This window comes from Rhodococcus sp. IEGM 1370 (assembly GCF_033142325.1).
In the GTDB taxonomy this organism is placed as follows: Bacteria; Actinomycetota; Actinomycetes; order Mycobacteriales; family Mycobacteriaceae; genus Rhodococcoides.
In genome coordinates, this window is the sequence record NZ_JAWLRY010000013.1 from 66522 (window position 1) to 77366 (window position 10845).

Annotated in this window: 11 protein-coding genes; 4 read left to right on the forward strand and 7 right to left on the reverse strand. The window is 65.2% G+C overall.

The genetic code is table 11. The features are described from left to right. Nucleotides 1–6 precede the first annotated feature (6 nt). The 4 genes from R4P47_RS16580 to R4P47_RS16595 all read right to left on the reverse strand — a co-directional run bounded on the left by R4P47_RS16580 (nucleotide 7) and on the right by R4P47_RS16595 (nucleotide 3493). A complete protein-coding gene (locus tag R4P47_RS16580) occupies nucleotides 7–846 on the reverse strand; it encodes an LLM class F420-dependent oxidoreductase (protein WP_149407952.1) in 840 nt (279 codons plus the stop codon). Nucleotides 847–897: 51 nt separating this feature from the next. Continuing rightward, nucleotides 898–1617, reverse strand: a complete 720-nt coding sequence (locus R4P47_RS16585) for a hypothetical protein (RefSeq protein ID WP_094668546.1) — start codon at nucleotides 1615–1617, stop codon at nucleotides 898–900. A 47-nt stretch (nucleotides 1618–1664) separates the two neighbouring features. After that, nucleotides 1665–2681, reverse strand: coding sequence for a glutathione S-transferase family protein (locus R4P47_RS16590; protein ID WP_317785219.1), 1017 nt, complete (start codon nucleotides 2679–2681; stop codon nucleotides 1665–1667). 68 nt (nucleotides 2682–2749) lie between these two features. Beyond that, the gene (locus tag R4P47_RS16595; RefSeq protein ID WP_317548508.1) at nucleotides 2750–3493 is read right to left on the reverse strand and encodes a GNAT family N-acetyltransferase; all 744 of its coding nucleotides are present in this window, start codon (nucleotides 3491–3493) and stop codon (nucleotides 2750–2752) included. Between the two features lie 173 nt (nucleotides 3494–3666). Between R4P47_RS16595 and R4P47_RS16600 the strand changes: the two genes are divergently transcribed. Beyond that, nucleotides 3667–3870, forward strand: coding sequence for a cold-shock protein (locus tag R4P47_RS16600; protein WP_008714360.1), 204 nt, complete (start codon nucleotides 3667–3669; stop codon nucleotides 3868–3870). Between the two features lie 196 nt (nucleotides 3871–4066). On the opposite strand, the gene R4P47_RS16605 is transcribed toward R4P47_RS16600, so the two are convergent. Then, nucleotides 4067–5212 carry an acyl-CoA dehydrogenase family protein gene (locus R4P47_RS16605; protein ID WP_032396497.1) on the reverse strand — a complete coding sequence of 382 codons (1146 nt, stop codon included), beginning with the start codon at nucleotides 5210–5212 and terminating at the stop codon, nucleotides 4067–4069. Between the two features lie 89 nt (nucleotides 5213–5301). Here R4P47_RS16605 and R4P47_RS16610 point away from each other — a divergent pair, with 89 nt between their 5' ends. Beyond that, on the forward strand, nucleotides 5302–6093 hold the full coding sequence (locus tag R4P47_RS16610; protein ID WP_068053232.1) for an enoyl-CoA hydratase/isomerase family protein: 792 nt from the start codon (nucleotides 5302–5304) through the stop codon (nucleotides 6091–6093). A gap of 10 nt (nucleotides 6094–6103) precedes the next feature. Beyond that, nucleotides 6104–7045, forward strand: coding sequence for an adenosine deaminase (locus R4P47_RS16615; RefSeq protein ID WP_149407955.1), 942 nt, complete (start codon nucleotides 6104–6106; stop codon nucleotides 7043–7045). A gap of 19 nt (nucleotides 7046–7064) precedes the next feature. On the opposite strand, the gene R4P47_RS16620 is transcribed toward R4P47_RS16615, so the two are convergent. Both R4P47_RS16620 and R4P47_RS16625 read right to left on the reverse strand, forming a co-directional pair. Beyond that, nucleotides 7065–8552, reverse strand: a complete 1488-nt coding sequence (locus tag R4P47_RS16620; protein ID WP_317785220.1) for a molybdopterin-dependent oxidoreductase — start codon at nucleotides 8550–8552, stop codon at nucleotides 7065–7067. Nucleotides 8553–8686: 134 nt separating this feature from the next. After that, nucleotides 8687–10000, reverse strand: coding sequence for a D-arabinono-1,4-lactone oxidase (locus R4P47_RS16625; RefSeq protein WP_317785221.1), 1314 nt, complete (start codon nucleotides 9998–10000; stop codon nucleotides 8687–8689). Nucleotides 10001–10169: 169 nt separating this feature from the next. On the opposite strand from R4P47_RS16625, the gene R4P47_RS16630 reads away from it, so the two are divergent. Next, on the forward strand, nucleotides 10170–10811 hold the full coding sequence (locus R4P47_RS16630) for a TetR/AcrR family transcriptional regulator (protein ID WP_068053247.1): 642 nt from the start codon (nucleotides 10170–10172) through the stop codon (nucleotides 10809–10811). Nucleotides 10812–10845 lie beyond the last annotated feature (34 nt).

Sequence of the window (10845 nt, forward strand, 5' to 3'; positions counted from 1 at the left end):
CTTCGGTCAGCGATGCAGCGCGGCGGCGATCTCTCGGTACGTCTCGAGCGGATCGGCCAGGTCGGGTAGCGAGTGCAGGGTCACGTGCGACGCACCCGCGTCGAGGTGCTCGTTCAACCGTGCTGCGATCGCGTCGGCGGTGCCGTGCGCCACCAACGCGTCGATCAGTCGGTCGCTGCCGCCGTCGCCGATCTCCTCGTCGGAGTAGCCGAGTCGGTTCAGATTGTTGGTGTAGTTCCGCAGGTGCAGGTACGGGTTGTTGACCGGTGGTCGGCCGATCGAGCGCGCCTTCTCCGGATCCGACTCGAGGACCACCTTGTGCTCGGGTGCCAGAATCTTGCTCGGGCCCAATGCTTCTCGCGCTTCTCGGGTGTGCTCGGGGGTCGTCAGGTACGGATGCGCACCCGCGGTGCGGTCGGCCGCCAGCGCGAGCACCCTCGGTCCGAGGGCTGCGAGGACGCGTCGTTCCACCGGAACTCCGGCCTCGTCGAGAGCGTCGAGGTAGGCCACCAAGGCGTCGTACGGCTTGGTGTATTCCTGCGTCGCCTCCGGGTGGCCGGCACCGATCCCGAGCACGAAACGGCCCGGGTGCTTGCTCTCCAACCGGTGATACGACGCGGCGACGTCGGCCGCTGCGTCCGACCAGATGTTGACGATGCCGGTGGCGACGACGACCGTCTCGGTGGCGTCGAGGATCTCCTCGGTGGTGGTCAGATCCGCAGGCGGTGAGCCGCCGAGCCAGATCGTGCCGTAGCCGAAGGATTCGATCGCGCGCGACAGTTCAGGGGTGAACGCCGAATGCAGTCGCCAGACGCCGTACTTGCCGAGTTCAGGTGTGGAAGTCATATCGGGTTCAACGCCGTCCTCGCGTGATGATTCCGCGGATGCCCCATCGATTCAGGCATCCGGCTCGATGATGCGGTTCTCCGGGAACCGGGCAGGCGGAGGACCGAACGCGTCGCGGGCGTTCTTGATGACGCCCTTGCCGACGGCGCGGTTTCCCGCCCCGCCGATCGCCGCGCCGATTCCGGCGGGAAGCAACTTGCCGACCAACAACGCGCTGCGTTTGGCGAGGTACTTGGTGATGAACTTCTTCACCAAGGACTTGTTCATGCTGGTCATCGATCCACCGGGAATTCGAGACGTGATCAGCGGTCCCCAGTTCTTGGCGGTCTTGCCGACGGTTCGCTGCACGATCTGCATGCCCGATTCTCCCAGCGCGACCGAGAGCACCAGGGCGCGTCGCTGCTGGTGATTCTCGACGGGAATGCCGTGGACGGCCGCGACCGACAGCGTCAGCAATGCGGAGGACTCGATGAAGAACGCGGTTTCGGCACCCACCGCCGCGATCGAGGCGACGGTCCCGACGCCGGGGATCGCCGCCGCCCCGCCCACCGCGGAGCCGCTGCCGGTGACGGCGAGCAGAAATCGCTTCTCCAGCCGTTCGATGATCTGCGCCGGGGTGTCGTACGGGTGTGCTCGACGCACGTGCGCGACGTATTTGTCGACGGCGGGTCCCTGGAGGCGGCTGGCGTTGTCGAGGATGTTGACGAGCGCGCGTTCGAGCTTGCCTCCGTTCGAGACCTCGACCTGTGCGTCGTCCTTCTTGCCTGCCATCGATGTCTCTTTCGGTCGCGTGTGTGGTTGCCGGTCGAACCTGGGGTTCAACGCACCCAGTGATCGGGCGGAACGAGCTCGTCGGGCTTCGGCGGCGGGGGAGCGGTGCCGTCGCCGAAGGGTGATCCTCCCAGGGCTTCGCGGCCGTGGGGTTCGAGCCACCCGGTCAGGTCCGGTCCGTTCGGCACGATGCCCGACGGATTGATGTCGGTGTGCACCTCGTAGTAGTGCCGCTTGATGTGGTCGAAGTCGACGGTGTCGCCGAATCCGGGGGTCTGGAACAGGTCGCGTGCGTAGTTCCACAGCACCGGGATCTCGCTGAGCTTGCTGCGGTTGCACTTGAAGTGGCCGTGGTAGACGGGATCGAAGCGCACCAGTGTGGTGAACAGGCGCACGTCGGCCTCGGTGATGTGGTCGCCGACCAGGTATCGCTGCGTGGAGAGGCGTTCGACGAGCCAGTCGAGGCGGGCGAACAGTCGGTCGTAGGCCTTGTCGTATGCCTCCTGCGATCCAGCGAATCCGCAGCGGTAGACGCCGTTGTTGACGTCCTCGAACACCAGCTGGGCCACTTCGTCGATCTCGGTGCGCAGGGCCTCCGGGTACAGATCGGGGGCGCCGTCGCGGTGATACTGCGTCCACTCGGTCGAGAAATCGAGGGTGATCTGCGGGTAGTCGTTGGTGACGACCTCGCCGGACGGAACGTCGACGATCGCGGGGACGGTGATGCCGCGCTCGTAATCGGGGAAGCGGGCGAAGAACGCGTCCTGAAGTCGAGGGATCTGCAGAACAGAGTCGACGCCGCCGGGCTCCTCCTGGAAGTTCCAACTCCGAGGATCATGGGTCGGACCCGGAATGCCGAGCGAGAGAACATCTTCGAGGCCGAGTAGCCGTCGGACGATGATGGATCGATGGGCCCACGGGCAGGCGCGCGCGGCGATCAGTCGGTACCGTCCCGGCTCCACCGGATACCCGTCCCGGCCGTCGGCGGTGATCCGCGTCGGGATGTAGTTGGTGTCGCGCTTGAATTCCTTGCCCGGTTCCACATATGCGGCATCGTCGGCCATGCTCTCGAACTCCTCACATCGATCGGTCTCATCTCGACGCTACCCAGTTCGTTGCCGGCTCAACCGGGTCACGGTCGGAGCACTGCGGTGTGGCACGCGCCGATTTCCACATATCCCAGCCGCGCGGCGAGGCGTCGAGCAACGGCGTTCTCGGGTCTCGATCGCCACTGCGGAATCAGGCCGTCGTCGATGGCGTCGTTGGTGGCCAGCCTGCCGACCACCTGGGCGTGGCCCCGTCGGCGATGGTTCGGGTCGGTCAGGACCCGCATGTCGGCCAGGATCAGTTGCTCCTCCGAGTAGCCGGCCGATGCGAGCGAATGGGCCGAGTCGGCAGGTCGGTCGTCGCCGAGCAGCGTGAACCAGTTTCGCGAGACCGGCTCGCCGAATGCTTCGGCGACGTCGGCGTCACTGCAGTGCGCGGCGAGGTTGCGTGCGTGCTGCGCATCGTGGGAGATCAGCGGGTCGTGTACGTCGATGGTGTGGCCGATGTCCGAGCCGTACGCCAGCGTGTGGGTGCCGATCTCGTACTGCGCCGAACGGTCGCCGAGCAGTGACGTGATCCAGGTTCGGTCCGCGCTCGCCGGGCCGCTGATCGCGCGAGAGGCATCAACGGCCCAGGACGGTCCGACGATCACGGTGGTCTCGGCCAGTCGCAGCACGGTGACGTCGTCGGTGGCACCGACATGTTCGACGCGCTCGGCGTCGGTGTCGAGGGCTCGATCGTCCATCTGCAATCGGCGGCACCAGGCCAGACGGACGATGTCGAGTCGATGGGGATCGAAAGGGCCGGCATCGAGAAGGGGGAGATCCACGTCTGAACCCTAGCCACCGAGGCGCTGAGCGACGTTCCGGTTTCACCGTCCAAAAGCAATCTTTCGAACTTTTTCGCCCCCGGTGTTTCGCTCAGCGCCGATAGATGGCAGACTCACTTTTGAGATTAGAGCTTCGACGTGAAGATCTAGCTCGCTTACAGAAGGTTTACAGAATGACGCAGGGCAGTGTGAAGTGGTTCAACGGCGAAAAGGGCTTCGGCTTCATCGAGCAGGATGGTGGCGGACCGGACGTTTTCGTTCATTACTCGGAGATTCAGGGTAGCGGCTTCAAGTCGCTCGACGAGGGCCAGCGCGTGGAGTTCGAGGTGGGCCAGGGTCAGAAGGGCCCCCAGGCTACCGGCGTCCGCGCCATCTGATTCAAGCTTCGTAACCCGACTTCTCCTGGTGGAGTGACCTTTCCGAAGTAAATTCCACCAGAAACTCGGTGACAAGGCCGGATACACGGAAGAAATTCCGAGTATCCGGTCTTCGTCTGTTTCGAAGTGCCTGCGGCAGTGGTGCGGTTGGGTGCCTTCCAGGGCACTTGTTCACACCACTGCCGCAGGCACTCACCTACAGCCCCAGATCGCGTCCGATCAGTTCCTTCATGATCTCGTTCGATCCGGCCCAGATCTTCGTCACGCGAGCGTCTTTCCACGCCCGAGCGGCGCGGTATTCGTTCATGAATCCGTAGCCGCCGTGTAGCTGGACGCAGTGGTCGAGAATTTCGTTCTGCACCTGCGAGCTCCACCACTTCGCCTTGGCGGCGTCGATGGCGGTCAGTTCACCGATCCCGTGTGCGGCGATGCAGTTGTCGATGTACGCCTGTGCCACATCGAGTTTGGTGACGAGCTCGGCGAGCAGAAACTTGTTCCATTGCAGTGAGCCGATCTGCTGGCCGAATGCCTTGCGATCCTTGGCGTACTGCAGCGTCTCCTCGAGAATGGGACGGACGTGTCCGAGGTTGGCCACCGAGCAGCTGATTCGTTCCTGGGGGAGTAGCTGCATCATGTGGATGAAGCCGCCGTCGAACTCGCCGATCATGTTCGAGCTCGGGACGCGCACGTTCTCGAAGAACAGCTCGGCCGTGTCGGATTCGGGCTGACCGACCTTGTCGAGCTTGCGGCCGCGGGAAAACCCTTCGGTGCCGTTCTCGACGGCGAACAGCGTGATGCCCTTGGCCTTCTTCTCCGGCGTGGTGCGGGTGGCGACGATGACCAGGTCTGCGGAGTTGCCGTTGGTGATGAAGGTCTTCGAACCGTTGATGATGAAGTCGTCTCCGTCCTTGACGGCAGTGGTCTTCAGCGCGGCCAGGTCGGAGCCACCGGACGGTTCGGTCATCGCGATCGCCGTGAGGATCTCGCCGCTGCAGAAGCCGGGCAGCCAGCGCTTCTTCTGCTCTTCGGTGGTGAGCTTGACCAAGTAGGGCGCGACGATGTCCACGTGGATACCGAAGCACGACGCCACCGCGGCGCTCGAGCGGGCGAGTTCCTCGGCGAGGACGGCGTTGAATCGGTAGTCCTCGGCTCCGCTACCGCCGTATTCTTCCGGTACTTCCAGTCCCAGGAAGCCGTTGCGTCCGGCTTCGAGCCAGATCTCGCGGTCGATGTATCGCTGCTCGACGAGCTTTTCCTCGACCGGTGTGATGGTCCGGGTGACGAATTCGCGTACTGACGCGCGGAAGTCCTCGTGATCGGCCTCGAACAAGCTGCGCTTCATCTATCTGTTCCTCTCGGTAACGGTGAGTTATCAGCGAACAATACTCGTTGGTAACAACCGTCCCGGACCGGTGTGGCACTATGCGAACCATGGCTGACGCACCCACTTCGCTCGTTCGATCGACCACCGCGGCAGGCGCCGAGCTCGCCGTCCTCACCTTCGACCACGGTCCGCTCAACCTCTTCGATCAGGCCATGTTCGACGCGGTTGCCGCGAACGTTGCCGATCTCGTCGCACGCCCCCCGCGGGCGGTGTTGTTGCGCGCCGAGGGCAAGGTGAACTCTGCGGGCGTCGACGTGCACGTCTTCGATGGTCTGTCCGCCGCGCAGGGTGCCGATCTGTGGCGTGGATTGTTCGCACAGATTGCCCATCCGCTCGAGGCGCTGCCCTGCCCGGTGATCTACGCCGCGCACGGTTTGACGCTCACGGCGGCGTTCGAGATCTCGCTGGCGTGCGACATCATTCTCGCCGGTCCCAAGGCCAAGTTCGGTCTGGTCGAGACCGTCGTCGGTCTGACACCGTCGATGGGTGGACCGCAGCGCCTCGCCGAGCGGGCCGGTTCGGGTCGAGCTCGCGAGCTCGTCATGACCGGTGATCTGTACGACGCGCAGACGCTGAAGGAGTGGGGCGTGGTCAATCAGATCCACGACGACGTCGATGCCGCGGCGCTCGCGCTGACGCATCGCCTGGCCGACGGCCCCACCGTCGCGCATGCGGCAACCAAACAGATTGTGGCAGCGTGGCGTTCGGGCGGCGTGGCCCACGCGGACGAGATCACCTCGGAGGTCTCCGGAGCACTGTTCGAGACCGAGGATCTGCGGGGTGCGGTGAAGAGCTTCCTCGAGGTCGGCCCGGGGAAGGCTACGTACACGGGCAAGTAGCATCGGGTGAGTGAGTACCGATCAGCTGGCCGAACTGCACCTGCACATCGAAGGGTCGCTCGAGCCTCCGCTGATATTCGATCTCGCCGAGCGCAACGGATTGTCACTGCCGTACAACGACATCGATGAATTGCGGGCGAAGTACGAGTTCAGCGACCTGCAGTCGTTCCTGGATCTGTACTACGCGAACATGGCCGTGCTGCGCACTGCCGAGGATTTCGCCGACCTCGCCCGGGCCTACTTCCGCCGCACCGCGCAGGCCGGGGTGACGCACGCGGAGATCTTCTTCGATCCGCAGGCGCACACCGAGCGTGGTGTCCCGCTCGAGGCCGTCGTCGACGGTTTGGCCGACGCCTGCGCATCCAGCGAGCGCGAATTCGGTGTCTCCAGTGGGTTGATCGCGTCGATCCTGCGGGACAAGCCCGTGCTGCATGCCAATCAGCTGTTGGACGATCTGTTGGCCATGCGGGCCCCGATCATCGGTCTCGGCCTCGATTCCGCAGAGGTGGGCTACCCGCCATCGCTGTTCGTCGACGTGTTCGCCAAGGCCCGCGCCGAGGGTCTGCACGTCGTCGCCCACGCCGGTGAGGAAGGTCCACCCGACTACATCTGGCAGGCATTGGATCTGCTGAAGGTCGAGCGCATCGACCACGGGGTGCGGTGCCTCGAAGACGAGGCTCTGGTGAATCGTCTTGTCGAGGAACAGATTCCGCTCACGGTATGCCCGCTGTCCAACGTCCGGCTCAAGGTGATCGACGATGTCGAGCAGCTGCCGCTGCGACAGATGCTCGAGCGGGGCCTGTCGGTGTCGATCAACTCCGACGATCCCGCCTACTTCGGCGGCTACGTCGACGATAATTTCTCTGCCCTCGAAGCGGGAATGGGTCTCACCACGGCCGAGCGAAAGCAGCTGGCCGAGAACTCGATTCGCGCGAGCTTCGCGACTGTCTAGATCAGCGCGACTGTCTGGATCAGGTCGCCGTCACCGAGATCTTCGGGTAGCCGGTGGCACCGTCGGGAACGGTGTCGGCGGTCATGTTGGTCTGCAGTTCTCCGGCGGAGTTGGTGGCGCGGGCGCGGATCGAATGCTGCCCCGCGGGTAGGTCGAGCTCGACCGTCCATTGCCGCCAGGTGTCCTTGGAGTACTCCTCCGACAGCGTGGCCGGCACCCAGTTGCCCTCGTCCACTTGCACTTCCACGCCGTCGATTCCGGTGTGCTGGTCCCACGCCACTCCGGCGATCACCGTCTGGCCGGCCGGCACGGAACTGCCCGATCGCGGGGTGTCGATCCGTGAGGCCGTCTTGATCGGTCCGCGTTCGCCCCAACCGCGGTCGGTCCAGTATGCCGTCGCGCGGTCGAAGCGGGTGATCTCGATGTCGGTGACCCACTTGGTCGCCGAGACGTATCCGTACAGGCCGGGGACGACGAGCCGGGCCGGGTAGCCGTGCTCGACGGGTAGCGGTGCACCGTTCATCCCGACGGCCAGCAGGGCGTCGCGACCGTCGAGCAGAACCTCGAGGGGAGTGCCCGCGGTGAAGGCATCGCTGCTCGACGACAGGGCCATGTCGGCGTCGGGGGAGATGCCTGCCTCTTCGAGAATGTCCTTGAGCGGGTAGCCGATCCACGTCGCATTGCCCACGAGGTCGCCGCCGACGATATTGGACACGCAGGTCAACGTGACCGTCTTCTCCACTGCCTGGCGCTCGGCGAGGTCGGCGAACGTCAGCTCGATCTCGCGGTCGACCATGCCGTGGATGCGCAGCGACCAGTCCTCGGACGCCACGCGCGGCACGACCAACGCGGTGTCGATGCGGTAGAAGTCGTCGTTCGGGGTGATGTACGACGCGAGGCCGTCGATCTGTAGGTCCGCCCCGGCCGGTATCGGGGGTTGCGGCGTCGGTGTGGGCAGCATGAAGCCGAGTCGATCGGCGGTGACGGCGCGGGCGGAGGTGAGCATCCGTCCGGCTGTTCCGGCGACGACGCCGAGCACCGCGGCACCGGCGGCGAGAGTGAGGAAGCTGCGTCGGTTCATTCCCTCGGTCGCAGGCGCGGCGGCACCGATGAGGGCGTGCAGCACGACGATGCCGACGATGACGCCGCCGATGGTCGGGACTGCGTAGAGAGCCGTCGCGTCGGGTCGGGTCACTGCGGCGAGTACGCCCACGACGCCCAGCGCGGCGAACACCACGGCACCGATCGGCTTGCGGGCGATGCCTGCTGCCGCGGCGATCGCTCCGATCACCACTGCCATGCCGATGAACAGGGCGAGCTTGTCGGAGGTACCGAACGTGTCGATGGCCCATTCACGGATCGGGGCCGGACTGTTGTCGACGGCCGAGGACCCGACGGCGGTCAGCGGTGACGAGTTGGGTCCGATGGGGACGGCGATCAATTCACCGACGCCGAGGACCACCCCGGCGGCGACGATGCCGGACAGCGCGCGTTTTCCTGTGCTCACTCGTTCCAATGTAAGCGTGCGGGGAGTGGCTACGTGCACAGGACACTCCACTCGACGCGTTCACCTGGGGAAACCCACTCGAACGGCGCAGGAGTGGAGCAAAAATTGCGCGCAGCGCTACACCGGTAGGCCACTCAGGACAGTAGGTATTCGAGGTATCTGCTGCCGAACAGCGTCATCGGGTCCATCGCATCCCGAACACGCAGGAAGTCGTCGAAGTGTTCGTAGGTATCGCGCAGCTCGTCGCCGCCGAGGGAGTGCAGTTTGCCCCAGTGTGGCCTGCCGCCGACGCTGCGGCAGATGGCCTCGACGGCGTCGAAGTACTCGCGGTGATCGCGTCGGTGGTACTGGTGCACGGCGATGTAGGCCGTCGGGCGTCCGTACGCGGTGGAGAGCCAGATGTCGTCGGCCGCGGCGAACCGCACTTCGACCGGGAACGCGATGGACATGGCAGACCGCTCGAGCCAGCGATCCACCTCGCGCAGCACCCGGCCGATTTCGGCTGCAGGCACGGCATATTCCATCTCGACGAACTTGACGGTCCGCGACGATGCGAACACCCGGTACGAACGATCGGTGTACTCGCGGGCTGACAGCGCTCTCGCCGAGACCGCGTTGAGGCGTGGAATCAGGGCAGGCACCCGCGTCACCACGCGGTTGAGGACCTCGAAGACCGTGTTGGACAGCAATTCGTCGTCGAGATACGACCGCACCTTTCCCAGCGGACGCAGCGCAGCGTCGCCGGGCAGTCGGGTGTTGTGTTTGGTCAGCACCCGGTCGGTGTGCGGAAACCAGTAGAACTCGAAATGGTCGACGCCTGCCACGATCGCATCGAGATCGGCGAGCGTCGCCCGGAGCGTCGACGGCTCCTCGACGGCCCGGAGGGCGAAGGCCGGAACGCATTCGAGCGTGACTCGGGTGATGACGCCGAGCGCACCGAGCCCGACGCGGGCCGCGTCGAACAGTTCCGTGTTCTCCTCGCGAGAGCACTGCACGAGCCGGCCGTCCGAGGTCATCAGTTCCAGTGCGCGCACATGGGTGGCGATGCCGCCGAAGCGGGCTCCGGTTCCGTGAGTGCCCGTGGAGATGGCTCCGGCAATCGATTGTTCGTCGATGTCGCCGAGGTTGGTCATGGCCAGGCCGAGGTCCCACAACCGCGCGGTCAGCTCGCGCAGCCGGGTGCCTGCGAGCACCGTCACCCGGGCGGAACCGTCGTCCTCGCGCACCACCGAGTCGATCCCGCGCAGCGAATCCAGTCTGATCTGAACGCCGTCGGTGACCGCGATCGGAGTGAACGAGTGGCCCGCTCCGACGCACCGCACCGTCCGAGATCGTTCGACGGCATCCCGCAGAATCGCACGCAACTCGTCCACCGATGAGGGCTCGGCTCGATGCACCGGATACGCATGCTGATTGCCCGCCCAGTTCTGCCACGACCGCTCGATCATCGAATCACTATCGCACTGCTCGAACCGCGGGTCGTTCCACAGGCTCCACTCCCGAAACCCCAGGGTCGTTCCGCAGGCTCCACTGCTGCAACCTCCAGGTCATTCCGCAGGCTCCACTCCCGTGGGTCAATCGGAGGCACAGAACTCGTCCGCGCCCTAGGATCGGGTGATGCAATCGAGGCTGCCCGCTGATGTGCGGCGCGCACAACTGGTGCAGTCTGCGATCGATGTCGCGGAGCGGGTCGGCATCGAGTCTCTGACCGTGCGCGCTCTCTCGGAGCACGCTGACGTCACCAAGGGCATCGTGCAGTACCACTTCGAGACCAAGCAGGATCTGGTGATCGCGATGGGGGAGCACCTCATCGTCGACGTCACCGAGATTCTGCATGCCGCGTTGGACAGCGCGGTGGGCACGCGCGAACTTCCGGGTGTCCGTGGTCTGCGCGAGCTGGTGCACGGCGGTCTGAGCGCGGTGTGGTTGCTGATCGAGAAGTCACCGGGTCGGCAGTTGCTCGCGTACGAGATCAAGACCTATCTGCTGCGCCATCGTGCGCTCGGGTCCGCCACGGCCGCCGAGATCGCCAGTGGGCAGTACCGAATCCGGGACTCCGAGGCCCGGTTGTTCTTCGAGAAGTGTTCCGCCCACACCGGGACGCGCTGGCTGGAGCCGGTGGCGTCGATCGCGCGTTTCGGGATGGCCACCCTCGACGGCCTGGTGCTGCGATGGTTGGTCGACGGCGACGATCTCGAGGTGCTGGCGCAGATCGACGACCTGTCGGGTCTGATAGCGGCCAAGGCTCAGGACCGCTGAATGCTCGCCGGGACTTCTCGGCTGTGGAGTGTTT

Coding starts and splice junctions, on each gene's coding strand:
- R4P47_RS16580 (WP_149407952.1), bottom strand. CDS start 846: ATGACTTCCACACCTGAACTCGGCAAGTACGGCGTCTGGCGACTGCAT.
- R4P47_RS16585 (WP_094668546.1), bottom strand. CDS start 1,617: ATGGCAGGCAAGAAGGACGACGCACAGGTCGAGGTCTCGAACGGAGGC.
- R4P47_RS16590 (WP_317785219.1), bottom strand. CDS start 2,681: ATGGCCGACGATGCCGCATATGTGGAACCGGGCAAGGAATTCAAGCGC.
- R4P47_RS16600 (WP_008714360.1), top strand. CDS start 3,667: ATGACGCAGGGCAGTGTGAAGTGGTTCAACGGCGAAAAGGGCTTCGGC.
- R4P47_RS16605 (WP_032396497.1), bottom strand. CDS start 5,212: ATGAAGCGCAGCTTGTTCGAGGCCGATCACGAGGACTTCCGCGCGTCA.
- R4P47_RS16610 (WP_068053232.1), top strand. CDS start 5,302: ATGGCTGACGCACCCACTTCGCTCGTTCGATCGACCACCGCGGCAGGC.
- R4P47_RS16625 (WP_317785221.1), bottom strand. CDS start 10,000: ATGATCGAGCGGTCGTGGCAGAACTGGGCGGGCAATCAGCATGCGTAT.
- R4P47_RS16630 (WP_068053247.1), top strand. CDS start 10,170: ATGCAATCGAGGCTGCCCGCTGATGTGCGGCGCGCACAACTGGTGCAG.